The organism is Parabacteroides sp. AM08-6, assembly GCF_003473295.1.
Lineage (GTDB): Bacteria > Bacteroidota > Bacteroidia > Bacteroidales > Tannerellaceae > Parabacteroides.
The window spans coordinates 24,911-48,614 of record NZ_QRMP01000026.1 but is presented as its reverse complement, the minus strand read 5'-3'; the positions used below and the strand labels follow the sequence as shown (position 1 = coordinate 48,614).

22 protein-coding genes are annotated in these 23,704 nt (G+C 47.1%); 14 read left to right on the top strand and 8 right to left on the bottom strand.

The features are described from left to right. Window positions 1-52: 52 nt before the first annotated feature. Together DW103_RS14100 and DW103_RS14090 are read right to left on the bottom strand one after the other, a co-directional pair. A complete protein-coding gene (locus DW103_RS14100) occupies window positions 53-823 on the bottom strand; it encodes a carboxylesterase (protein ID WP_122277215.1) in 771 nt (256 codons plus the stop codon). Between the two features lie 499 nt (window positions 824-1,322). Next, complete coding sequence (locus tag DW103_RS14090) at window positions 1,323-2,225, bottom strand: AraC family transcriptional regulator (RefSeq protein WP_122277213.1); 903 nt, start codon at window positions 2,223-2,225, stop codon at window positions 1,323-1,325. A gap of 157 nt (window positions 2,226-2,382) precedes the next feature. On the opposite strand from DW103_RS14090, the gene DW103_RS14085 reads away from it, so the two are divergent. The 10 genes from DW103_RS14085 (at window position 2,383) to DW103_RS14040 (ending at window position 11,887) form a co-directional block, all read left to right on the top strand. Next, entirely contained in the window at window positions 2,383-3,513 is a 1,131-nt protein-coding gene (locus tag DW103_RS14085; RefSeq protein ID WP_233545696.1) for a carboxymuconolactone decarboxylase family protein, read from the top strand. A 6-nt stretch (window positions 3,514-3,519) separates the two neighbouring features. Then, entirely contained in the window at window positions 3,520-4,197 is a 678-nt protein-coding gene (locus DW103_RS14080) for a flavodoxin (protein WP_122277211.1), read from the top strand. A gap of 2 nt (window positions 4,198-4,199) precedes the next feature. Further along, complete coding sequence (locus DW103_RS14075) at window positions 4,200-4,934, top strand: dihydrofolate reductase family protein (RefSeq protein WP_122277209.1); 735 nt, start codon at window positions 4,200-4,202, stop codon at window positions 4,932-4,934. Beyond that, window positions 4,927-5,472, top strand: a complete 546-nt coding sequence (locus tag DW103_RS14070; protein WP_122277207.1) for a sugar O-acetyltransferase — start codon at window positions 4,927-4,929, stop codon at window positions 5,470-5,472. Before DW103_RS14075 ends, DW103_RS14070 begins: the two co-directional genes overlap by 8 nt. Before the next feature lie 12 nt (window positions 5,473-5,484). Further along, complete coding sequence (locus DW103_RS14065; protein ID WP_122277205.1) at window positions 5,485-6,606, top strand: NAD(P)-dependent alcohol dehydrogenase; 1,122 nt, start codon at window positions 5,485-5,487, stop codon at window positions 6,604-6,606. A 6-nt stretch (window positions 6,607-6,612) separates the two neighbouring features. Beyond that, window positions 6,613-7,497 (top strand): cyclophilin-like fold protein, encoded by an 885-nt coding sequence (locus tag DW103_RS14060; RefSeq protein ID WP_122277203.1) that lies wholly within the window; start codon window positions 6,613-6,615, stop codon window positions 7,495-7,497. A gap of 7 nt (window positions 7,498-7,504) precedes the next feature. Further along, complete coding sequence (locus DW103_RS14055) at window positions 7,505-8,350, top strand: RteC domain-containing protein (RefSeq protein ID WP_122277201.1); 846 nt, start codon at window positions 7,505-7,507, stop codon at window positions 8,348-8,350. 219 nt (window positions 8,351-8,569) lie between these two features. Further along, the gene (locus DW103_RS14050) at window positions 8,570-8,929 is read left to right on the top strand and encodes a helix-turn-helix domain-containing protein (protein WP_233545695.1); all 360 of its coding nucleotides are present in this window, start codon (window positions 8,570-8,572) and stop codon (window positions 8,927-8,929) included. Further along, on the top strand, window positions 8,892-10,964 hold the full coding sequence (locus DW103_RS14045) for a bifunctional DNA primase/helicase (RefSeq protein ID WP_122277197.1): 2,073 nt from the start codon (window positions 8,892-8,894) through the stop codon (window positions 10,962-10,964). Before DW103_RS14050 ends, DW103_RS14045 begins: the two co-directional genes overlap by 38 nt. A 404-nt stretch (window positions 10,965-11,368) precedes the next feature. Then, window positions 11,369-11,887, top strand: a complete 519-nt coding sequence (locus DW103_RS14040; RefSeq protein WP_122277236.1) for a dihydrofolate reductase family protein — start codon at window positions 11,369-11,371, stop codon at window positions 11,885-11,887. Between the two features lie 96 nt (window positions 11,888-11,983). Here DW103_RS14040 and DW103_RS14035 read toward each other — a convergent pair whose 3' ends face one another. From DW103_RS14035 to mobA, 6 genes are all read right to left on the bottom strand, one after another. Continuing rightward, on the bottom strand, window positions 11,984-14,071 hold the full coding sequence (locus DW103_RS14035) for a type IA DNA topoisomerase (RefSeq protein ID WP_122277195.1): 2,088 nt from the start codon (window positions 14,069-14,071) through the stop codon (window positions 11,984-11,986). A 26-nt stretch (window positions 14,072-14,097) separates the two neighbouring features. Then, complete coding sequence (locus DW103_RS14030; protein ID WP_122277193.1) at window positions 14,098-15,414, bottom strand: DUF3945 domain-containing protein; 1,317 nt, start codon at window positions 15,412-15,414, stop codon at window positions 14,098-14,100. A 296-nt stretch (window positions 15,415-15,710) separates the two neighbouring features. Further along, window positions 15,711-17,057 carry an ATP-binding protein gene (locus tag DW103_RS14020; RefSeq protein ID WP_122277189.1) on the bottom strand — a complete coding sequence of 449 codons (1,347 nt, stop codon included), beginning with the start codon at window positions 17,055-17,057 and terminating at the stop codon, window positions 15,711-15,713. Window positions 17,058-17,115: 58 nt separating this feature from the next. Further along, the gene (gene mobC / locus DW103_RS14015; RefSeq protein ID WP_122277187.1) at window positions 17,116-19,125 is read right to left on the bottom strand and encodes a conjugal transfer protein MobC; all 2,010 of its coding nucleotides are present in this window, start codon (window positions 19,123-19,125) and stop codon (window positions 17,116-17,118) included. Window positions 19,126-19,142: 17 nt separating this feature from the next. After that, window positions 19,143-20,390 (bottom strand): conjugal transfer protein MobB, encoded by a 1,248-nt coding sequence (gene mobB, locus DW103_RS14010; RefSeq protein ID WP_122277185.1) that lies wholly within the window; start codon window positions 20,388-20,390, stop codon window positions 19,143-19,145. Next, the gene (mobA, locus tag DW103_RS14005) at window positions 20,375-20,797 is read right to left on the bottom strand and encodes a conjugal transfer protein MobA (protein WP_122277182.1); all 423 of its coding nucleotides are present in this window, start codon (window positions 20,795-20,797) and stop codon (window positions 20,375-20,377) included. The genes mobB and mobA overlap by 16 nt, the downstream gene beginning before the upstream one ends. A 572-nt stretch (window positions 20,798-21,369) precedes the next feature. Between mobA and DW103_RS13995 the strand changes: the two genes are divergently transcribed. From DW103_RS13995 to DW103_RS13980, 4 genes are all read left to right on the top strand, one after another. Beyond that, window positions 21,370-22,137, top strand: coding sequence for a ParA family protein (locus DW103_RS13995; protein ID WP_122277178.1), 768 nt, complete (start codon window positions 21,370-21,372; stop codon window positions 22,135-22,137). Window position 22,138: 1 nt separating this feature from the next. Next, window positions 22,139-22,567, top strand: a complete 429-nt coding sequence (locus DW103_RS13990) for a DUF3408 domain-containing protein (protein WP_122277176.1) — start codon at window positions 22,139-22,141, stop codon at window positions 22,565-22,567. A gap of 2 nt (window positions 22,568-22,569) precedes the next feature. Continuing rightward, window positions 22,570-23,232 (top strand): hypothetical protein, encoded by a 663-nt coding sequence (locus DW103_RS13985; protein WP_122277174.1) that lies wholly within the window; start codon window positions 22,570-22,572, stop codon window positions 23,230-23,232. A gap of 169 nt (window positions 23,233-23,401) precedes the next feature. Next, a complete protein-coding gene (locus tag DW103_RS13980; RefSeq protein WP_122277172.1) occupies window positions 23,402-23,698 on the top strand; it encodes a DUF4134 domain-containing protein in 297 nt (98 codons plus the stop codon). Window positions 23,699-23,704 lie beyond the last annotated feature (6 nt).

The window sequence follows — 23,704 nt, the reverse complement described above, 5'->3', positions numbered from 1 at the left end:
ATGCAAGAGAATTACCTGAATCTATTCCTACAAAATAATTGAGAAGAGTTCTTCAAAAATGTCTTTCTTTAATAGATATCAGAAAAGAACAAAAAGTCTTATGCAGTAATGCCAAGTCTTCTTGTTCACAAATAAAATGGGTTGAATTTTTCAGAAGAACAATCCTGGAATAGTCTGCGGGGAGTGTTTTCTTAAAAACTTTCACACTGGAAGCGCTGACTAATTCATCATCAGCAGCATGGAAAACTAACGTAGGCACAGATACTTGACATAGCAATTTCCTAGTCTTCTTCATCAGACGAAACAAATCGATCATCCTCGGCGCCCAAGTCAAATAAGTAAAAATTGAACAAGGGGCTACACTACTCGCTTTCAGCAAAGCATAAGCCGGATCATCTTCTGCGATATGCTTCGAAAAAGCAACTTTCAGATTATTCCGAATCGCTCTTCCCTTAACCTTTACATATAAAGGTGTATCTATCGCCACAATACCAATAACCTGCTCCGGACTTTCCACATATGTGATAAACGAAAGAAGACTACCCATAGAGTGCCCCACAAGGATAACCGAATCGTATATTTCTTTATAACGACCTACTTCAGAATTCACATGTTTCATCCACTGCTGCCTGCAACTATGTGCAAATTCCTCTCCTGTTCCTCCATGACCGGGCAATAATAAAGAAGCTATAGCAAAGCCATATCCGGAAGCCAGTTCCATTAAATCCAGAAACTGATCCGGTCCTTCAACTATACCATGTATAAAGATTACAATAGTTGTCGCACCTTTCTGTAGATAATAACGAGGTTGTTGTTTACTCATCCATCTATAAAATTATATCTTATTTTCATTCTGCCATAAAAGTACATGGAAACTCTTATATATACAATAAATACCTATATCTTTTGCAGTAAGCTATCATACACGATTGTCATTCCTGAAATATACAAATAAGGGCTAAATGATGTCCGGTAGTGTAGAAATAAGGGGATAAAAAAAAGTTCCACAAATCGTTGAATTTGTGGAACTTGACTGTTCTTTGTCCGGTTAGTTCAGCGGAGAGATAGGGTTTTGAACCTATAACTCTAACCGCTTATATTTCAGCTACTTTGCTTTCAAAATTTCAAATAGGTAACGAAACAGTAACGATTTTCAACCGTTAAGCCTGTCCAACTTTGACCGCTGTTTGTCTGCCTAACTTTCGGGTTCAAAGATAAGTCTTTCTTTTGAAATACGCAAATCATTGATAATAAATCTTCTGCGATTAGTGCAAGGTGCAAGCTATATATATAAATATATACTTGCACCTTGCACTAAGTTTTTATCCAACTTGCAACCGATATTCATTAGGCGTACACCCTACTTCCTTTTTGAAAAGCCGTGTAAAGTGTTGGGGATATTGAAAACCTAACAAATAAGCTATTTCACTAATAGTTTTATCTGTTGAAACAATTTGCGTCTTAGCTACATCTATTACCTTGTCGTGAATATAACGTAAAGCGGTACTCCCCGTTTCCTTTCTCAAAAGGTCACTCAAATAGTTAGCAGACAAATTAAGTTCGTTCGCTATATATTGAACAGTCGGCAATCCAGTCTTTTCTGCTCTCCCTTTCATAAAATAGTCCTCCAGTAGTGCTTCAAAACGAACAAGAACATCTTTATTCACATTATCACGAGTAATAAATTGGCGGTCATAGAAACGGGTACAATAATCCAAAAACATTTTGATGCTATCCACTATTAAACCTTTACTGTGCTTATCTATCGGATGCTGCAATTCGTATTGGATTTTGTGAAAGCAATCCATTATCACTTGTCGTTCCTCACTACTTAGATGCAAGGCTTCATTCGTTTCGTATGAAAAAAATGTATAGTCTTTCATCATCAACTTGCCCAATGAGGTATTTCTTAATAAATCAGGGTGGAACATTAATAAATAGCCCGTAGGTTGAAACACTTCTCCGTTATCTTCTGCTCCAAAAACTTGACCGGGAGCAACAAAAATCAAAGTTCCGTCTTGATAATCATAATACTGCCTACCATAACGAAGTTCCCCACATTTTACATCTTTCAGGAATATAGCATAAAAACCGTATAATTTGCGAGCATGACGTAACGGTTTCACCGTAGAGAAGTCTATGAAACTAACCAAAGGATGCTTGGTTTCTACTCCTGCCCATTCATTATAGATGCAGATATTATCTGCTTTTATCAATTCATTCATAGCTCTATTATTGTTTTAACTGTCACAAAGTTACTACATTATTTGGATATACTTCATTCATCAGAGAAAATGGTAGGAACATCAGAGTTTTATATACAAAGCACCTCCCAACTATCCCCTAATTTTGCAACATATAAATGATTAAAGAGAAAATAGTATGAAAATAGAATGTTTTATCAACAGAAAAATGTGGATTGCGTGGGTATTGCTATTGGCTTTATGCAATCCTTTAATGGCGCAAAATATGGAAAATGAATTGACAAAAAGGCAACAGAGCATTATCCCCATTGCCGCTTTTACAGCCAAAGGAGATATGAAAAATTTAAGTACAGCCTTGAATAAAGGGCTGGACAACGGACTGACTGTAAATGAAATCAAAGAAGTGCTTACACACCTTTATGCTTATACCGGATTCCCTCGAAGCCTAAACGGAATAAGTTGCTTTATGTCGGTATTGAAAGAACGAACAGACAAAGGAATTGTAGATGAAACAGGAAAAGAAGCAACACCACTTCCTGATAATAAAAGTAGCTTGGAACTGGGGACAGAAGTACAAACCCGACTTTCAGGCAATCCCGTAACAGGTGGTGCTATGAATTTTGCTCCGGTAATAGATTATTACCTAAAAGCACATCTGTTTGGCGATATATTCGGACGTGACAACATTTCCGAAAGTGACCGGGAATTGGCAACCCTTTCTGCCTTGTCTGCCTTAGAGGGGACAGAGGGGCAGTTTAAATCACATCTTCGCTACGCCAACAATGCAGGATTGAACGAAATGCAAATTTGGAACATCATAGATGTGCTGAAAGAACAAGTTGGCAACAAAGAAGCCTACCGTGCCAATAAGGTAATGAGTGCAGCATACGAACGTAAGTTTTCAATGGGCTGTCCTATCGAAGATGTATTTCCGAAAGGTAGAATATCAACTGCTGATTATTTCACGGGAACCGTATGGAACCAGCGTTTAGTATCGAGCGATAGCGTCACTCAATGCCAAGCCAGTAATGTAACATTTGAAGCCGGTTCACGTACTCGCTGGCACATTCATACCGGGACACAAATATTGTTATGTACTGCCGGAAAAGGCTGGTATCAGGAGCAAGGGCAATCAGCCCGTGAACTTCAAGCCGGAGATGTTGTTGTCATTCGTCCGGGAGTAGTGCATTGGCACGGGGCATCTGCAAGCCATGAGTTCAGTCACCTTTCTGTCATTCCCAATCCCGAAAAGAATAAGGACACATGGTTGGAAGCAGTAAATGAAGAAGATTATCAACTCTTAAAATAATTGAAGATGAAAGCATTTGTAAAATTCATCCTATCAGCTTGTATGCTATCATTGTTGCTGCTTCTTTTCGCTTTTTGTAGTAAAAATGAAGAAATAGAAACGGATAACTCCAATAACGATACGACTAACACAGAAGATACTATATCTTTTGATGATAAAGAAGTGCTTATTGCCTATTTCTCTCGTGCGAACTATGTGCCGGAAGGCACAGACGGAGTTTCCGGTGCGACCAATAAAGCAGGGAACACACAAACCGTAGCTTACTATATTGAGCAACAAATCGGGGGAGATATTTTTGAGATTATCCCAGAGCGAAATTATCCTGTATCACATAGCGACTGTTCCGCTATCGCCCAACAAGAAGTAAAAGACAATGCCCGTCCTGCACTGGTTTCCCATGTAGAAAATATGGAGAAATATAGCATTGTCTTTGTCGGTTTCCCCATTTGGGTATATCGTGAACCTATGGCTGTGCTTACTTTCTTGAACGAATATGATTTTAAGGGAAAGACTGTCATTCCTTTCTGCACGAGCATGGCGGTAGGAATAGAACAAAGCATGGATGATTTCAGAAATACTATCCCGGATGCGGATATTAAACAAGGATTACGCTTAGGCTACACACTATCGGGAGATTGGAAAGCTGAAATAGATAATTGGCTTAATGAATTAGAAGATAAATAAATATGAAACGATTACCTAAAATAATAAGCCACATAAACAGTTCTGTGGACGGTCGCTTGGTTGCAGACCGCTGGACGTTGCCTTTCAACGGCAAAGACATCGAAGATGTACTTTCTGTTTATACAGAAATCAAAGACGGATATTCCGCCGATGCGTGGATATTGGGACGAAACAGTGTGCAGAAACACTTCTTTCCGGAAACATTCGACAATGAAACATTTACACCTGTCACAGCTCCCCGAACCTACATCGGACATCGGAATAGCAAACGTTCTCTTGTCGTATTCGATTCCAAAGGTCTTATCAGATATACGGATGATAAGGTGTTTGGCGACAACATTATAGCTGTATTGGGCGAAAATGTAAGTGAGGAATACTTGGAACATCTGCGGCAAGCGGGCATATCCTATCTTTTTGCCGGAATGGACGGACACGATTACAAAAAAGCACTGCATACGTTATACGATGAATTTGCCATGCGCCTTGTGTTATTGGACGGTGGCGGTGTGCTGAACGGGCTATTCCTCAAAAAGCAGCTTATAGACGAATTAAGCTTGGTTATCTATCCGGGTATTGATGCGCTTTCCGGCATTTCCTCCATTTATGAATACAAGGGAAAGAATTGCGCATATCCTGCTTATGGGCAATCACTTGAGCTAATAGATATAAAGCAATGCAGGGACGGTGTCGTATGGTTGAAATATAAAATACATAAAAAAGACAATAACCATGAGTGAAAACAAGAACGAAAAGAATTTATTGCCCGAAACGGAATATCGGGCATGGGATAAAGAACTGGTAGCATTGAGGGACGAAACGCATAAAGCGATGCTTCGCTTCAATACAAGTGGAGATAAACAAGTATTGAAAGAACTTTTTCGACAATCGTTGGAAGATGTCAGCATTGCTCCGCCGATGCACTGCAACTATGGCGGCAATTATATCCGCTTCGGGCATCGTGTATTCATCAATGCCAACTGTACCTTTCAGCCCGCAGGCGGCGTGGAGATTGGCGATAATGTATATATCGGCTCGGACGTGAAGTTTTATACCACTATTCACCCTATCGACCCCGAAGAAAGGACAGCCGGGAAAGCATCGGTACGACCTATCAAAATAGGGGAAAAGGTGTGGATAGGTGGCGGGGTAGTCATTCTACCCGGAGTGGAAATCGGAGAGGGCACTACTATCGGGGCAGGAAGTGTCGTGACACGCAGTATTCCGGCAAGATGTGTAGCTGTGGGCAATCCTTGCCGGGTAATCAGAAAACTTTAATTCTTTGAAACGATGAAAAAGATAATATTAATTCTAACAACAATCATTATGTGTACACACGTTTCAGCACAAGAGAACAGAATACCGTCCAAAGGCTATGCTCTATTCAGCAAGGACGGAAGTTTCCAACCCTATGAGTTTACCCGCCATTCCATAGGTGAACATGACATACTTATTCGCACCTTATACTGCGGCATCTGCCACAGCGATATTCATCAAGTACATAGCGATTGGAAAGAGGAAACATATCCGATAGTTCCCGGTCACGAAATTGTAGGTGAGGTGGTAAAAGTGGGCAGTGCCGTAAGCAAATTTAAGGTAGGCGATATTGCCGGGGTAGGCTGCATGGTAAATTCCTGCCGTCACTGTGAATATTGCGAGGATAATCAAGAACAATATTGTACAGACGGACGTGTGCTGACCTACGCCAATAAAGACATCTATCATGGCGGTGAAATGACACAAGGCGGCTATTCAACCAATATGGTAGTAGATGAAGCTTTTGCAATCTGCGTCCCTAAAAATGCTCCGTTAGAGAAAATCGGACCGCTGATGTGTGCCGGGATTACAACTTGGTCGCCCATTATGCAGTGCGGCATCAAGGCTGGCGATAAAGTAGGCGTAGCAGGTTTCGGCGGTTTGGGACACATGGCTGTACAATACCTTGTTAGCTTGGGGGCGGAAATTACCGTATTCGATATTACAGAAGAAAAACGTGCGGATGCTTTACGCTTGGGGGCAAAGAAATATATCAACGTAACACGTGAAGAAGAGTTGCAGGGAATGAATAACACTTTACGGTTTATCCTTTCCACTATTCCAGCAAACTACAATCCTATGATGTATATAAATATTTTAAAAGTGGGTGGCACATTAGCTGTGGTCGGTATGCCTGCGGCTAAGGAAACGCCCCATATCAGCGTGACAGCCTTGCGTGGTCGTTACCTCACGACTTCCATTATTGGTGGTATCAAGGAAACACAGGAAGTAGTCGATTACTCGGTAGCCCACGACATCTACCCTGAAACAGTGGTTATTCCTGCTGATGCTTCTGCCATAGACAAAGCATATCAAGATGTGATAGACGGAAAAGTGAAATTCCGTTATGTTATAGATTTAAGAACAATCAAATAAAAAAGTATGAAACGAATATTCTTAATGATGTGGTCTATGTTACTGACCTTTTCCCTCTCTGCTTGTGGCAGCGAGAATGATTTCCAAGAAGAACCGGAAAATCCGATAGAAAATCCCGGAAGTAGCAATGAGGATAGAGAGCAAACAGCTATTACACTTACCATAGGTGATAAAGTCTTGAACGCTTATCTGAATAACAATACGGCGGCAACAGATTTATTATCACGATTGCCTGTAACGGTACGTCTGACAAATTCAGGTCACGACTATTGCGGTGACATCACCCCTGCCCTTTCGTACAAGGAAGAAGAAATACAGAATGGCTGGAAAGACGGGGATTTAGCATTTTGGGTTACAGGAAATGACTTTGTAATCTTCCACGATGATGAAGAAACATCATCATCTACTGGGAATATTGTTGTCATTGGACACGTGACAGATGATATTGATAGAATAAGGGAATTGGACGCTACTATTGATGTGGTAATTGAAAGAAAAGACAATAATAATCAAACAGAAGATAATATGAACCAATCAGCATTTAACATTAAAGTAAAATTTGGCAGTCAAGAACTTTCCGCTACACTGTTAAACAATGCCACTACACGGGCATTCGTGGAAAAACTTCCGATAACTCTACCTATGCTGGACTTATATAACCGGGAAATGTGTTACCGCTTTCCCGAAGCTCTACCTACGGATGATGTAAATAATAGTGGTTATGAAGTGGGGGAAATTGTCTATTACCCGCCAATGCACAGTTTCGTGATTATGTATGCACAGAACGGAGAGCATTTCAGTATGCAGAAGTTAGGTAAAATCAACTCCGGTGTGGAAGCCTTTAAAAATACAGGTGACATAAATGTGACTTTTGAATTAGTCAATGAATAAGGGATAGATGATACAGTTTGCGAAAGATATATTGCAAAAGATAGAGAATGAAATAGCACAAGTTTGTTCCGATGATATGTTTTCATTGGAACAAACTTCACATATGGTAAACTTTATCAAACCACTATTTTGGGAACTTCGTGCAAACGTATCACTCTTTAAATTTGAGGATGAAAAAGACGAAATAGACTTCTTCAAGAGATTAAAGCCAGAAATATTAAGCAGATACCTTTATTACAACAAAATATGCAATATCATAACGAAATGTCCTATTGGCAGTACAGAAACCCAAAGGGAATACTTTACAAGCGAATTAGGGAACTTGAAATATTTCTTTGACAGGAATTTAGACTTCTACCAGTATTACCGTTCAAAAGCAACCCATTTAGATAATTACTATTTTATAAGGGGATATATGAATTTCCAACTATGCACCGATAGTTCCTTTCTTGATAAAGACCCTGCATTTTCGACAGGCTTTGATTATAAAGTAGCAAAAATTTTATGTAATGATATGCTGAATATCTATCTAAACCAACAACTCCAATTATTGGATAAGAAACAGCAGTCAGACAAAACCCAAACGGAACTATCAAACTTCAAGTTGAAATGGACTGGGACGAAATCGGAAGCAATAGAATGGGGATATGGACTATTTGCTGCTAAAATTCTGAATAATGGTAATGCTACAATAAAAGAAGTAATGACATTTGTAGAAGATACTTTTGACATCGAACTGGGCGACTATTACCGAACCTACCTAAGCCTTAAAAACCGGAAGAAAGACCGAACAGCTTTTTTCACATTCATAGTAGAACAACTACAAAAGCGTATGGATGATGATAATTTGTAAATAAGATATTTAGCTGATTAGAAAACTACCAAGTTACCACCAACTTGGTAGTTTTTCTTTTTACACAAATTAAGCACATAAATAGGAATAAAAAGTATAATGCACCTTTAAATTCCACCCCAAAAAGCACTAAAAAAAATTTCAACCAAGTTGGTACAACCTTGTATTTTTTATCTCGCAGAAAGATGCAATTTTGCGGCAAATCAATCAGTTACCATTATGGAAATAATAACATTCGAGTCCAAAGCCTACAAGGAACTGGATAACAAGATTACCGCCATTGCCGATTATGTATTCAATCATTCGGAAGTGGAAAAGACAAGCGAGGAAAATATGTGGGTGGACAGTTACGAGGTCTGCACGTTCCTGAAAATAAGCGAAAAGACCCTGCAACGCCTGCGGGTATCGGGGACTATCGCCTATTCCAACATCAGGGGACGCTACTTCTACAAGGTCAGCGAGATACGCCGGATGCTGGAAGAACGCCTGATAAGGAGCAACAAGGAGAACATCGACAACCTGATAACCAACCACCAACTGTATGCTAAGGAAAGAAGAAATCTTAGAAAGAACAAGTAACGGGCTGGCGGTGTTCAAACACTACCTGCCCGGAAACTGGCGCATAGGTCGCAACTTCCTTAACCCGCTGTACGGGGACAGCAAGGCTTCCTGCAACATCTATTTCGACCGCCGGAGCAGCATATACAAGATGAAAGATTTCGGCAACGACAGTTACAGCGGCGATTGTTTCTTCCTCGTGGGGCAGTTAAAGGGGCTGGACTGCAACCGGGCGGCTGACTTCGTGGAGATACTGGAAATCATCGACCGGGATTTGGGCTTGGGGCTGGCTTCCGGCACTCCGGTTTCCGTTCCCCCGGTAACCGTCCGTCGGGCAGTGCCGGACAAAACCGAAGAAACAACCCAAAAGCCCGTCAAGCCCTACCAGTTCCGGGAACAGAAGTTCCCGCTTGCCGAGCTGGTGTACTGGCAACAGTACGGCATCACGTCCGAACTGCTGGAACGTTACAAGGTCTGCTCGCTCCGGGAATACCACAGCGAAACGGCAGAAGGCAAACCGTACACCTACACATCATCGGTGGCAGAACCCATGTACGGCTACAAGGGCAAACAGCACATTAAGCTGTACCGCCCATTCTCCACGCCCCGCTTCCTCTACGGCGGCAGCTTCGGCGAAAACTACTGTTTCGGGCTGGAACAACTGCCAGCCAAAGGCGATACCTTATTCATCACGGGCGGCGAGAAAGACGTGCTTTCGCTGGCGGCGCACGGCTTTCACGCTATCTGCTTCAACAGCGAAACGGTGACGATACCGCCCACGCTGGTTTACCGGCTGACGTTCCGCTTCAAGCACATTGTCCTGCTCTTTGACATGGACAAGACGGGCAGGGAGAGTTCATGCAAGCAGGAAAAACTACTGGAAGAATTTGGCGTGAAACGCCTGCTGCTCCCGCTTCCGGGTACGAAAGAGGAAAAAGACATATCCGACTACTTCAAAGCCGGGAACACCCGTGAAGATTTCCTGAAGCTGTTTATCGAATTTTTAGACAACCTGTATAGCGACACATTGATTATGCTTAAATCGTGCGAGATAGATTTCAACAACCCGCCCGCCAAAGCGCAAGTGATTATTTCGGCGGGTGAAGTTCCGTTAGGAACACAAGGCAACCTGTTCGGCATCACCGGGGGCGAGGGAACGGGAAAGAGCAATTATGTAGCCGCAATCGTGGCGGGCTGTATCTGCCCGGTTGGTGCGGAAACAGATACGCTGGGCATACAGATAACCGCCAATAGCAGGCACAAGGCAGTATTGCTCTATGACACCGAACAGTCGGAAGTGCAACTGTTCAAGAACGTAAGCAACCTGCTGGCACGTGCCAAACAGCCGGACAAACCCGATGAACTGAAAGCGTTCTGCCTGACGGGTATGTCACGCAAAGAACGCCTGAACGCCATTGTACAGAGCATGGACAAGTTTCACTACCAATACGGCGGCATCCGGTTGGTCGTCATTGACGGCATCGCAGACCTTGTGAAAAGTGCCAACGATGAAGCGGAAAGCGTGGCGGTGATAGATGAACTTTATCGGTTGGCGGGCATCTATAACACGTGTATTCTGTGTGTATTGCATTTTGTCCCAAACGGCTTGAAGCTGCGTGGGCATTTGGGTAGCGAACTGCAACGCAAGGCGGCTACTATCCTGTCCATTGAAAAAGACGATGAACCCGCCCAGTCGGTCGTGAAAGCCCTGAAAGTAAGGGACGGAAGCCCGCTGGACGTGCCGCTGATGCTCTTTGCATGGGACAAGGAAGCCGGGATGCACGTGTACAAGGGCGAGAAACCACGAGAGGAAAAGGAAAAGCGCAAGGAAAGGGAGCTGGTGAATGTCGCACGGGACATTTTTGGACGACAGACACGCATCACCTACATAGACCTTTGCGAGCAGTTGCAGCAGGTCTTGGACATCAAGGAACGTACCGCAAAGAGTTATATCCGCTTCATGCGGGAAAGGGACATCATCACCAAAGACATGGCGAACCAAAGCTATTTTGTCATCGGGTCATATAATCTTCAATGGAACACAAGCTGCCCGTAGGCGTATGGGCGGAACTTGTGTATTTTTAGGTGCTTGTGTCCTGTCCTGTTGTGAAACACGGCAGGATTTTTTCTGTTTACAAGGTTATTCCGGTGATTTTAACTACTTTTGCAAAAGCAATATAAGAGAATAACGGCGATTGAACAGCCTCGGTTGTAATTTCGTCTTTATATATAACATATTCGTTCGCCGAATATCTCAAAGTAGAAAACTGGCACTTTTCAAAAATGACGAGATTTTCAGCGCAATGTCTATGCTATGCTTTGTCATAGCGTGGGCTTGCCTGTTTCGTCATTTAAGGTATGCCAGTACCTCTACTTTGGAGCAGTGTAAGTTCACGCTTCTTTTTTGAGATGCAGGCGGGCGATTTGAAAAGAATTATCAACTGTTTAACACCTGATAGGATGAAACAAATTAAAGCGCACATCGCCGTATCTCTTGACGGACATACAGCCACCTTAGACCAAGAATTGGACTGGTTGCCTGATGAAGTAAAAGCTATCATCGGCAAATACTATTTGGATGCAGATTGCCTGCTTATGGGGGCGAACACCTACAACTACATCTTTGAACACTGGGGCGGGTGGCCGCACAAAAGCAAGCGGTCTTTTGTGGTGTCACACTATGATACCAACGTGACACCTGACTGCGGCGTGGAGTTCCTGACCGAAGAACCGCTGCAAAGGATTTATGAACTGAAACAGGAAACCGACATACTGGTGGTGGGCGGCGGCAAGCTGCTTACTTCATTGATTAAAGCCGGACTGCTGGACAGCCTGACAATCTACACCGTCCCGGTCATGGTGGGAAAAGGCATCGGCTTCATAGGGGAAACACTCGGCTCGCTGTGGAAGTTCTCGGAAAGCGGGGTGCTGGATAACGGGGTTGTCCGCTCGACCTACCTGTTTAGTGGGTGCGTATAAAAAATGCGCCCGGTTCCCGCCGGGCGCAACCACTAAAATTTCAATTATCATAAGTGGCAAAACCTATCACAATGAAATTTCAGCGGTAAAGATAGGCTATTTCTTCGGTTTCGCTTTCTTTTCGGGGAATGAAAAACCGACATTGAACTGCCCGTCCAGTACCAGCGAGGCATCGAAAGCCTTGCCGTTCTTGCCCTTGAACCCCTTGATTAGCCCGGTCTTGCGTTTCGTTACCAGTTCGACAATCTGCTTGTCAGTCAGTTGCTTGTCGCACTTGTTACGGAATATAGTAAGCGTGCAGTCCACGTTGGAACACTTCGCCACTTTTGGGTAGAACAAGATACGCCCGTTATTACATTTGGGGCAGGAACAAGTTTCGCCATTGGCGACAGACAACTGCACCGAAAGCAGTTCCGCCGTGATTTGGGCGGCGTACACCTCGATGCCCTTTCGGAACGTGTCGGCATCCATGCTGCCCGCTTCTATCTTGGAAAGGGCGGTTTCCCACATGCCCGTCATTTCGACATCGGCAATCTTCTTGTCCTTGACAATCTTGTAAACGGCAAGCCCTTTCTCGGTAGGCACAAGGTTCTTCTTCTCACGCACGATGTACTGGCGGGCGAACAGCGTTTCGATAATCGCCGCACGGGTGGCGGGCGTGCCTATCCCGGCATCTTTCAGGCTGGCTTTCAGTTCGGCATTTTCCAGTTCCCTGCCTGCGTTCTCCATTGCGGCAAGCAGGCTGCTTTCCGTGTGCAGCGGTTTCGGCTTGGTCTGCTTCTCCAACAGTTCCACGTTGGAAATCGGCAGGCTTTCGCCCTCTTGGAGTGGCGGTAGGCTGGCGGCTTCTTCATCACCGCCCGTTTCCTGCTCGCCGAACACGGCACGCCACCCGGCTTCTTTCATCACAGACCCTTTCACTGTGAAGTCGGTATCTCCCCCTGACAGCACGGCGGTGCTAACGTCTTTCACGCACTTGCCTGAAAAGGCTTCAAGCATACGCCCGGCTACCAGCTCGTAAACCGCCCGTTCGTCTTTGGAGAGTTCGCCGGGCAGGTTCTCGGTAATGATTAAGGCGTGGTGGTCGGTCACTTTGCCGTCATTCACGCTGCGGCGGTTCAGGGGTGTGCCGTCCAGCCCAGCGGCATACCCGGCAAAGCGGGAGTATTGCCTCAGCAGGGCGACACGCTCCGGCATTTCATCGAAAACGTCCTCAGATATATAGCGGCTTCCGGTTCTCGGATAGGACATCACTTTCTTTTCATATAGGCTTTGCGCTATGGAAAGCGTCTTGTCTGCCGAAAAGTCCAGCTTCGTGTTTGCTTCCTTTTGCAGCGTGGTAAGGTCGTACAAAAGCGGCGGTTCTTGGCTGGCTTCTTTCCTCTCAACGGATTTAACTACAAGTTGCCCGGCATCCTTTACCCGTTGCAGGGCGGCTATGGCTTCGGGCTGCTGCTCCCATTTGGCGGTCGATTGGGCGGTGAAACTTATTTCCCCGTTGGTGGTATGGTTTTTGAGTTGCCAAAACTTGGCGGGTACGAAATTCTTGTTCTCCAAATAGCGGCTGCATATCATCACGAGCGTGGGTGTCTGCACCCTGCCCAACGAGAACACGCCCTGCCCGGCTGCCACGCTCAACGCTTGGGTGGCGTTTATCCCTATCAGCCAGTCCGCTTCACTACGGGACTTGGCAGAGAGGTAGAGGTTATCGTAACGCCCGCCCGGTTGCAGGTTTTCCAACCCCTCACGGATTGCCTTGTCGGTAAGGCTGCTTATCCACAAGCGGACAAAGGGCTTGCGGCAGTTCAGGTAGTGGAAGATATAGCGGAAGATTAACTCACCTTCTCGCCCGGCATCGGTGGCTACAATAATCTTGTCGCACTGGTCGAACACTTCCTTTATCACTTTCAACTGTTTCAGAACGCCGGGGTCTGCCTTGTAACCTTTCTCCGCTTTCACCTGACGGGGGATTAATTGGAAATCGGTCGGCAGTACGGGCAGGCTCTCCCTGCGGAAGTTCGCCACGCCGTAGGCTTCCGGCATGGCAAGCTGGATTAAGTGGCCGAACGCCCATGTCACCATATACCCGTTGCCGGAAAGATAACCGTCATTACTCTGGGTCGCCCCGATGATGCGGGCGATGTCTTTTGCCACGCTGGGCTTCTCTGCTATCAATGCAATCATAATTCTTTACTTTTTAATGGTGGATATTACATTTTCATTCCTTTGGACTTCTTGGGCTTGTCCGCTTTCAGGCTCTTGTCCTGCGCTTTCTCCTGCTTCTCTTTCTGCTTGGCGGTGGGCTTGTCCTGCCCCTGTTTCAGCGGCTCTTTGCCCTGCTTGGTGGCTTCGTTGGTCTTGCCCTCCGAATTGACCGCTACCTGCGTCCGGCTCTCGGCGGCGGGGGTAACGTCTTTCGGCTGTATCTTGTCGGGGGATTTGCCCTGTGCACCGGGCTGCACATGACCGTTGAACTCAACGCCCTTGCCGTCCTTTATGCCAGCGACTTGTTGCTCTGCGGGCTGTTGTCCCTGCTGCAAGAACTGGACGGCAGACCTCGGCAGGAATTCCAAGCCACGCTCCACCGCACTGACCTGCAAATAGGCACTGCGCTTCGTGCCGTCCCTGAATTGCAGGTTTTCCATTTTCACCGCTTGCCCAGCTTCAAAGGCGGCTTTCTGTTCCGGGCTGACTTTCACGTTGCAAATGGTGTCGGGGCATTTCCACTTGTCAGCCCGCATATACTCTAGTTCGTGCGTGTACCTGTCCCGGCTGACGAACACGGGGATTGGCTCGCCGCTTTTCGGGTCTTTGATTTGGGCGATGCTTCCTAAGTTACCGATAGATTGCAGGTTACTTTGCTCCTGCTTGGTAAACTCGTGTCCGTTGTATGGGCGTTGCAACAGTTTCTCGTCCTGCTGTACGCCGTGCAGCTTGGGTACTACCGTGCCGTCTTTTGCCTGATAGAATGATAGTTTTACATCGGTAGGTTTGAGGTAGAAGCCGCCCACCGTTCCCGAAACGGTGTAGGTGTTGCGTGATTTATAGCCACGCATCACCCGGTCGAAGTCCCTCGTGTTTTTCAGGGTGTCGGCGGTGATGCCGACTTTTTTCAGGTTCTCCCAGTCGATTTTTGCCGGGTCGAAGCGGTAGCCCTGCTTGAACTCGTGGAAGTCGGGCTTCGGAACTCGTAACATTTCAGCCCGCTTGTTGCCCTCCGGTGTAGGGTTGCGGTGGTTGTCCTCGATTGCCTTTGCGTGTAGCTCCACCTCGGAAGCCCTGACACTGAAAAGTTCCAGCCCGGAAGTGTCTTGGAACTTGCGGAAGAAATTGGAAATGAAGTTGCTGAACACATCGCTGTTCCTGTCCACCTGCATGAACTCGCCGCCACGTGTCGGCGGTACGGTCTGCAAATTGCCGTCCTTGTCGATACCCTTAACGGCACTCACCTTTCCCTGCTGTTTATCCAAGACCAGCAGCACGTCTTTTTCCTGTCCCTCTGCGGGCAGGGTCATTCTGTTTGCCATAAATAATTGAAATTTTAGTGGTTACGGGAATAGTCCCGTCCAAAGGTAGCGACTAAATATGCTATATTTGGACGGGCGGCAAGGGCTGTCCGAATTTGTCCTACGATGTCCCAAATTGTCCGGGTGGGACGAAATTCCGCAACCATTGGTTGCAGAATTGAAAAGGGCATAAAAAAAGAGAGCGAAGTTAATCACTCTCTTGGGGTGAGCCTTTTGTGAAGCGTTTATGAAGCGTTTGCCGTCTTGCTAACAAGCTAATAATGAGCCATACACATAGAACAAGACTGAAATACAGCTTATTTTTGGAGCGTTTGTGAAGCGTTTGGCAAGCCTTTGATTGTGTAATAAGTGCTTTTCCCTGTAACACCCTGCATTTCCAGCCACGCTTCCATTTGTTGCAACAAACGATATGCAGTAGTCCGATTGGTGTTCAATATTCTTTGAACGTCCGAGTTGGTAACGCTTCCATTTTGGGCTGCATACTCAATAATGGGTATATACCTTTCATCCACCCGCTGCGCCAATAACTGCGAACGTATATCGGTATAATAGGTAATCATCAGACCGCTTAACATTTCAAGTTTGGGCGGCAACAACTTGTATGCGCTGACAGCTTCCAAGATACGCTTGTAACCACGTCCCCAGCTTTCAATATCCCCGCTTCTGAAAAAGGCGTTGGCGATTAACGGGTTATAGGGAGAGGACGGGTGGCTTTCAAAAAGTTTTTCGGTCGTCCAGCTTTCCGGCAACTGCCCGGCGTTCCAAAAGGTGATATGGTCGGGGAACACACTAATCTGAATGGGGACGGCACTGGCATAGTCTTTATGTGCCACACAATTCATCAGTGACTCCCTGACAGCTTCCACCGGGAACTGCGGTGTTTCACGCCGGGAAATGCCCTCGTATGAAATGCGATAAATCAGGTATTTGGTCTTTATCAAGTCCATTGCCTTATCTACCTGTTCCATTAAAGAGCCGTGAACCTCGTCCTGAAACTCCAAGTTACCCTTATCATCCCGGAAGAAACCTATCTTGATATAAGCCCCGGTTACAAAGCGTTCCGGGTCGGGGTGGAACAACAGCAAGGCGGCACGGGTCGGGCGGTTGGTTTGAGTGTCAATCAGCCGCAAATCGTGCAGCAAATTTTCGGTAGTATCTTTCAACACATCTTCGTCCACACGCCCGCTTCTCGCCGCTTCCTTGCGGAAACGGTCTAATGCGCTGGTGGAAAGTTCTTCTATGCCCGCCCACTCTATGGGAAATTCGTCCCAATGCCTGCCAGTACGTTGCAGGATAAAACGGTTCAACGCCGCACCTTTCAACTCCTGTTTCGTGCTGCCGCTGCGATAGTGGTACTGACCTTTGTAATTGATAGGATTGGAATAAGGCGGCACATCAATCTCGATATATTTCAGCCCGTTTTCTTCCAGCAGGTTCACGTCCACGATGATACCCAGCACGTCACGCACTTTGTTCGGTATGTCTTCCAGCAGTTTGTCGGCATCGGCAACGCCAATTACCTCACCGTCGTCATTCATACCTATATATATCTTGCCGCCTGTGGCGTTGGCAAAGCCGCATATCCATTTCAGATACTCGTCACGCCAGCTTTCTTTCCATTCCGTATTTTGGTTTTCGTTCATAATCATTTCTTTGTCTGCAAAATTAGTAAAAATACTGTCTGTCAGGAAAGAATATCGGTTATTCTTCCTCTCTTATCAGGTGGCATAGCTCCGGGTCGTTCTTAATCCGGGTTATCTCGTCCTCGACAATCTGACGGACTTCCTGACGGATGCGGTCGTAATTGGCTTGTATCTCCTCCTGCATCCGGTCGTTGCCGTCCTTGTCGGTGAAGTCGATTATCTGCGGCAACTTCACGTAACGGGCGGTTTCCCGCTTCACCTTTTCATTGTCCACCACGATTTCACAGTGGAAAATCTTCTGCTCTATCCGTTCATCGAAGTTGTCCGCCACAGCACCCACGAACATACCTTGCGTGAGGTTGGATATTTTACTGGCGGGTATCAGGCTGTCCATTTGAGTGCTTATCGAGGTGGACTTTTCCCGCTGGTTTATCGTCATGCTCTGCCGTTTCTGCAACACCTTTCCGAAACGCTCCGACAGTATTTTTGCCGTTTCACCGACTACCTGACCGCTGAACACGTTGCCCACAGTATTTTGGATTACCCGGCTTTCCTTGTCCCCGTAGTCACGGGTAAGCTGGCTGTAATCCTGAAAGCCCAGCAGAACCGCAACCTTGTTGCTTCGGGCGGTCGCAATCAAATTGTCAAGCCCACGAAAATAAATCGTTGGCAACTCGTCTATAATCACCGAACTTTTAAGCTGACCTTTCTTGTTTATCAGCTTCACGATACGGGAATTATATAATCCCAGTGCCGCCGAATAGATGTTCTGACGGTCGGGATTGTTGCCGACAACCAAGATTTTAGGCTCTTTCGGGTTGTTGATGTCCAGCGAAAAATCATCACCCGTCATTACCCAGTAAAGAGCGGGTGAAATCATCCTTGAAAGCGGGATTTTTGCACTTGCTATTTGACCCTGCAACTGCTCTTGAGCGTCTGATTCCCAAGCATCTACAAACGGGGAAAGATAGTTTTCCAGTTCGGGATAGCTGCGCAAAATGGTAAAAACATCGGCATATTTCTTGTTCAACAGTTCAATGGCATGGGGGAACGTGCAATACTTGCCGCCCTGATAGATGCGCAAGTACCAAATAATGGCTGCAAGCAGGATAATCGGACTTTCCACGAAGAAGTCGCCTTGCTTGCTTATCCAACTGCGATTGAGGTTAAGCATTATCGTGTAGCTGGCTTCGTAGGCATCCGCAATGTCCGACATGAAGCTGGCGTTTATAGGGTTGCATCGGTGGCTCTTGCGGGGGTCGTCAAAATTGATAATATAGAACTTAGGCTTGACTTTGTAACCGTCTAAGTGATTAAGTAGGTGATTGTAAGCGATTTCTGAAAGGTCAGGAAATTTGTAATCATAACAATAGAGTGCAAAACCTTTCTCGATTTGCTGTTTTATGTAACTGTTTACCACCGCATAAGATTTTCCGCTGCCCGGCGTTCCCAATACAAGGCTGGCACGGAACGGGTTTACAACATTTATCCAGCCATTATTCCATTTCTTCTTATAGTAGAACCGGGTAGGCAGATTTACCGAATACTCGTTCTCGACAAGCCTTGTTTCCTGCTGGAAACTTTCATTTTCCGTATTAAAGACATCATCCATGAGGTTGTTTTTCAACAACCGGGACATCCATGTACCCGCCATGAGCATACAGATATAGCCCGCCGACAGCGTGGCGATATAAAACACGGTGTCCGCCGTATGTGGCAGTGGCAGTTCCAGCAGCCACCAGTTCAGAAAGAACAAAATTACTCCTACTGTAAGGCTGCAATGTATCTTCGTCCACGTTATCTTTTCCTCTTTCACGCCCTTAGTGCCGATACACGACAAGGCGAGGAACACCACCGCAAAAAGTTTCGTCCAAAGAACGGACGAGAACAACCCGGTGGTGCGCTGGAAGTTCCACAGTATCTTGTCTATCACTTCAAAGGTTACTCCCCATTCTTTCAGGGTGGAGTAACAGAACCAGTACACGTTTATTCCCACGAATAGAATACTGACAGCCCGCATAAAGTCCATGACCCTTGCAAGCCCTCTTAAATCATCTTCTTGCTGCATAATTGTATGTTTTTAAGTTAGTCGATGCGCCTTGTGCGCTTCTTTTTCTTCTTTCTCTTTTGGCGGGCTATGTCTTGCGGCTCGTCACCGCCTGATGCACCGCCGCCTAACAATCCACCGAACGCACTTACTAAGGAAGCCACGCCCGAAACGATGTCGGCTTTCGATATGAAGTTCGGCTGTTCCTGATGCGTGGATTGTTCCTGCCGTATATCCGTTTTTCTTTCATCGGAATACAGTTCGTTGAACACGTTCGCCGAATACTCCTTTCCCAAGCGTGAACCGTTCAGCACCACCCGGCTGTCATGGTCGATGAACGTAACGCCATAGATGCGCCCGCTGTCGTTCTGACGGAATACCACGTCAATACCCTGCTTCCTTAGCTGCTGTTCCAGTTCCTTGCGGCTGCGGGCGGTCTGCATGGTGGCGGCGACAATTTTCCGGGTGCGCTCTTTCAGCTTTCCATTCCTGATTACTTCGCCCGATTTCTCCATTCTGCGCTGCACCGCTTCATAACCCACCGACTTGCCGATGCGGGAAGCCTTTACCGGGTTGCCTGTCTTTTCGCCCTTGTCGTTCATGGCGGAATAGACTATGCCCTGATAGGGTTTGCCGTTTATCTCACCCTTGACTTCCTCGGCGCACACGTTGTAAGCGGCAAGCAAAGCCTTGTACTCCCCGAACGACTGGAAGCGGTAGCCGTAGCAAGCCGCTTTCACGGTATTGCCGATTTGGTGCTTCACGTCCCCGGCGGCATAGTCCACCTTTTTAAGTTCCGGGCGTTCGGCACGCTCCTTTCGCTCTGCCGGGTGCAGCCCGTATTTCTTTTCCAGTTCACGGGTGATTTGCTTGCTGCGCCGATGCTCGAACCTGTCATTCAGCGGTTTGCCGTTCTCGTCCACCCGCAAGCCAACGATGTGGATATGGTGGCGGTCGATGTCGGTATGCTTGTAAACCAAATAAGGCTGGTCGCCATAGCCCAACTTCCGCATATACTCTTTGGCAATGTCGGAAAGCTGCTGGTCGGTCAGCACGTCTTCCGGGTGCGGGTTTATGGAAATATGAAGTATCGGCTTCTTGGTGGATAGCTGGACGGGCATCTGCATCTCAAAGCTGCGCATACACTCGCCGATAGAGAAATTCCCGTCCTCGCTTAACAGCATCCGGTTGGAGAAAAGCACCTTTGCTTCTTCGCTGTCCACCTTGTTTTGGTTGTAAGCCAGTGCGCCGAACATATTGCCGCCCGTGCTTATTTTGGCAACCATAGTTCCCTGCACTCGTTTGTCAGGTCGATAACCTGACGGTTCAACATAGCCAGTTCGGTGGTCGCTTTCTCCAGTTTATAGAGAAAAGCCAGTGCCTTTTTCTCGGAAAAATTGCCGTGCAACGCCTTTACAACTTGGTTGTAATTGACCGCTACCGCCCGGAACTGGGCGTAAAATTCAGTCAGCCGGGCGCAATACTCGACCGCCGACTTGTCCACTTTTACCACCCGGAACGGCTCGCCGAACAGCCGGGCGGCGATGAAACGGGACTTGCTCGTGACACCCGACTGCTCCCACTGCGAGAGGAAGCGGGCGTTCTCCCGGTCGTTCAGGTAAAGGACATGGCGGTGCTTCGCCGGGTCTGCGAGGGCGGGACGACCGCCCTTGTTGGGTTTCCTTGTTTCCATACTTCTTTGAATTAAAAAATTACGACTTCGGAGTGATTTTTTACCCCCGCAAGGGGCAAGGCGTTTTCAGGCACGGAAAACGGTTCTATGTGCCATAGAACACACCTTGCTATTTTCTGACGAAAATCGAAATCCGTCCGTGACGGATTGGGGTTAGCGTGAAGCGGCAAGCCCGGTCGTTCACCAGCCCGGTTTTACACCCCGCCTCCTGCGGTTCGTTACTCCGCTGCAAAGTAACGGTGATTTATAATGCTGTAAAATAGGTAGTTGGTGGACAAATCGGGACAGCGCAGGACAAATCGGGACAAGGTTTTCAGGGGACGTTTTTTCTCCTTTTTTTTGCATCGGATTTCAAGATTGAAAGCAAGATTGAAAGAAATATTCCAATCAGGAAAGAATGATTGAAAACATGATTTCAAGAAAGCAGGATTGCAGGATTTCAATATTCCAAGAAAGAATGAAAACAAGAAAACAAGATTGAAATAAAACAGTCTTTCAATATTTCAAGATTGAAAGGTTGATAGAATGAAAGATTGATTGAAAGAAATAAACAAACCAAGATTGAAAGAAATATGGAAAACGAGAAAACACCCCTTTATGTCGCCTTTTCCACCCAAAAGGGCGGGGTCGGCAAAACCACCTTTACCGTGCTGGCGGCGAGCTACCTCTATTACCTCAAAGGTTACGATGTGGCGGTGGTCGATTGCGACTACCCGCAACACTCCATTGCCGGGATGCGCAAGCGGGATGCCGAGCAGGTCGGGGCGGATGAAGATTACAAGCGCATGGCGTATGAACAGTTTACCCAGCTGGGAAAGAAAGCCTACCCGGTATTGTGCAGTTCACCTGAAAAGGCGATTGCAACGGCTGACGGGTATATAGCCGCCGGACACGTGCCGGATATTGTCTTTTTCGACCTGCCCGGCACGGTGAACAGCGAGGGCGTGATAAACTCCCTTGCGGGCATGGACTACATCTTCACCCCCATTTCAGCCGACAAGGTGGTGCTGGAAAGCAGCCTGTCGTTCGCAATGGCTATCCAAAAGCTATTAGTGAAGAATGAAGCCTGCCGACTTGCCGGGCTGTACCTCTTTTGGAACATGGTGGACGGTCGGGAGAAAACAGACCTTTACACTGCCTATGACAAAACCATTAAGGAACTGGAACTGCCGCTGATGAGAACCTTTATCCCCGACACCAAACGCTACAAAAAGGAACTGGTGGCGGATAAAAAGGCGGTGTTCCGCTCCACGCTCTTTCCCGCCAGCCGCCCGCTGGTAAGGGGAAGCAACTTGGAAGAACTGATAACCGAAATAGTGTACTACATCAAATTACAATGATATGGCAAAGCAAAGCGGCGGGATGCCGAAGATAGACGAGGATTTCATGAAAGAACTTATCTCGCAGGGCGTACCCGCCAAGCGGGAAAGCCAGCCGGATGATGCACCGCAGCCCGGCGGCGAAACGGGAACTGCCCAAGAGGGACGGCAGACGGAAACGGTGCGGGTGGAGAAAACGACACCCCGCAAGCGCAAGGGCGGTTCGGGTGACTACCGAGAAACCTACTTTCAGAAAGTGGAACTGGCAGACCGACAGCCCTTGTATGTAAGCCGCACCACGCACGAGAAGCTGATGCGTATCGTGACGGTGATAGGCGGGCGAAAGGTGACGGTAAGCAGCTACGTGGAAAACATTCTGCTGCGCCACTTTGAGCAATACCAAGACGAGATAAACGCTCTGTACGAAAGCCACTTCCAAAAACCCTTTTAGCTATGGCAGTCTATTTCATACTTACCGGACTGGCGGTGTACTATATCGCCCTGTGGTTGTGGTATCGCTACACGGACAGCCAGACATCACCGGGCAAAACGGATGATGCGCCGCTTCCACGAAACGGGGTTTCAGGTTACACGCTGATAGGAGAAAGCCGATACAAGGGCGGACAATTTCAGACAGCGCAGGACAAATCGGGACACCTCCCGCAAGCGGCTGAAAATGATGCTATTTTTGCGCCGCAGGCTGCCGGACAGCCGGAAGAAAACATTTCGGAAGCAGCCCCCGGAGCGGATGAAACACCCGGTTACGAGAATGACGAACCCGACTACGAGGACGAGGAAATAGCCGGGTACATGGACGGTGACGATGATACCGGGCGGGCTACGGGCGTGAGCTTCGATGAACTGGGCGAAGCGGTACGCACGGCGAACGCCGACAACCCCACCGAAGCGGAACAGTGGCAAGCCGCCGGGACGCTGGAAAGGATTGAGGGAACGAACCTCTACGATGCGGTGGTGGAGAACATCAACGGCGGGCTGGCAAAGGTGGCGGAACTGCTGGGACGCAACGAAGCGGAACTGGCTGCGGCTGCCGTCCCTGCCGAAGTTGGCAATACAAGCAAGGAACACGAAGCGTTCGACATGAACGACTTCCTATAATATAATAATGTATAACCTGACACCATGAAACAACGTGATTACGGTTGATTGGCAACCTGAAAACCAAACAGACAAACGGGAGTGTTCCCGACCACTAAAATTTCAAATTATTCACCAGCCGGGAAAGGCGGACTTCCCACCCGCCGCCCGGCATTAAAAACAAATCACAATGAGAAAGAAAATCTTCTTGTCGGCGGCTATCCTTGCCGCTGCGGTAAGTGCCTACGCACAAGGCAACGGGCAGGCGGGCATCACCGAAGCCACGAACATGATAACCGGGTATTTCGACCCCGGAACAAAATTAGTGTACGCAATCGGGGCGGTCTGCGGCTTGATTGGCGGGGTAAAAGTGTATAACAAGTTTTCAAGCGGCGACCCCGACACCTCAAAGACCGCCGCCAGTTGGTTCGGGGCGTGTATCTTCCTGATTGTCGCCGCCACTATCCTGCGTTCGTTCTTCCTCTAAAACGGC

Excerpts from the sequence above, each read along its gene's own strand:
- mobA (WP_122277182.1), bottom strand. The coding sequence starts at position 20,797 with ATGGAAACAAGGAAACCCAACAAGGGCGGTCGTCCCGCCCTCGCAGAC.
- DW103_RS14060 (WP_122277203.1), top strand. The coding sequence starts at position 6,613 with ATGAAACGAATATTCTTAATGATGTGGTCTATGTTACTGACCTTTTCC.
- DW103_RS14075 (WP_122277209.1), top strand. The coding sequence starts at position 4,200 with ATGAAACGATTACCTAAAATAATAAGCCACATAAACAGTTCTGTGGAC.
- DW103_RS13990 (WP_122277176.1), top strand. The coding sequence starts at position 22,139 with ATGGCAAAGCAAAGCGGCGGGATGCCGAAGATAGACGAGGATTTCATG.
- mobB (WP_122277185.1), bottom strand. The coding sequence starts at position 20,390 with ATGGTTGCCAAAATAAGCACGGGCGGCAATATGTTCGGCGCACTGGCT.
- DW103_RS13995 (WP_122277178.1), top strand. The coding sequence starts at position 21,370 with ATGGAAAACGAGAAAACACCCCTTTATGTCGCCTTTTCCACCCAAAAG.
- DW103_RS14045 (WP_122277197.1), top strand. The coding sequence starts at position 8,892 with ATGCTAAGGAAAGAAGAAATCTTAGAAAGAACAAGTAACGGGCTGGCG.
- DW103_RS14020 (WP_122277189.1), bottom strand. The coding sequence starts at position 17,057 with ATGAACGAAAACCAAAATACGGAATGGAAAGAAAGCTGGCGTGACGAG.
- DW103_RS14065 (WP_122277205.1), top strand. The coding sequence starts at position 5,485 with ATGAAAAAGATAATATTAATTCTAACAACAATCATTATGTGTACACAC.
- DW103_RS14035 (WP_122277195.1), bottom strand. The coding sequence starts at position 14,071 with ATGATTGCATTGATAGCAGAGAAGCCCAGCGTGGCAAAAGACATCGCC.
- mobC (WP_122277187.1), bottom strand. The coding sequence starts at position 19,125 with ATGCAGCAAGAAGATGATTTAAGAGGGCTTGCAAGGGTCATGGACTTT.
- DW103_RS14085 (WP_233545696.1), top strand. The coding sequence starts at position 2,383 with ATGAAAATAGAATGTTTTATCAACAGAAAAATGTGGATTGCGTGGGTA.
- DW103_RS14030 (WP_122277193.1), bottom strand. The coding sequence starts at position 15,414 with ATGGCAAACAGAATGACCCTGCCCGCAGAGGGACAGGAAAAAGACGTG.
- DW103_RS14040 (WP_122277236.1), top strand. The coding sequence starts at position 11,369 with ATGAAACAAATTAAAGCGCACATCGCCGTATCTCTTGACGGACATACA.
- DW103_RS14055 (WP_122277201.1), top strand. The coding sequence starts at position 7,505 with ATGATACAGTTTGCGAAAGATATATTGCAAAAGATAGAGAATGAAATA.
- DW103_RS14080 (WP_122277211.1), top strand. The coding sequence starts at position 3,520 with ATGAAAGCATTTGTAAAATTCATCCTATCAGCTTGTATGCTATCATTG.
- DW103_RS14050 (WP_233545695.1), top strand. The coding sequence starts at position 8,570 with ATGGAAATAATAACATTCGAGTCCAAAGCCTACAAGGAACTGGATAAC.
- DW103_RS14090 (WP_122277213.1), bottom strand. The coding sequence starts at position 2,225 with ATGAATGAATTGATAAAAGCAGATAATATCTGCATCTATAATGAATGG.
- DW103_RS14100 (WP_122277215.1), bottom strand. The coding sequence starts at position 823 with ATGAGTAAACAACAACCTCGTTATTATCTACAGAAAGGTGCGACAACT.
- DW103_RS13980 (WP_122277172.1), top strand. The coding sequence starts at position 23,402 with ATGAGAAAGAAAATCTTCTTGTCGGCGGCTATCCTTGCCGCTGCGGTA.
- DW103_RS14070 (WP_122277207.1), top strand. The coding sequence starts at position 4,927 with ATGAGTGAAAACAAGAACGAAAAGAATTTATTGCCCGAAACGGAATAT.
- DW103_RS13985 (WP_122277174.1), top strand. The coding sequence starts at position 22,570 with ATGGCAGTCTATTTCATACTTACCGGACTGGCGGTGTACTATATCGCC.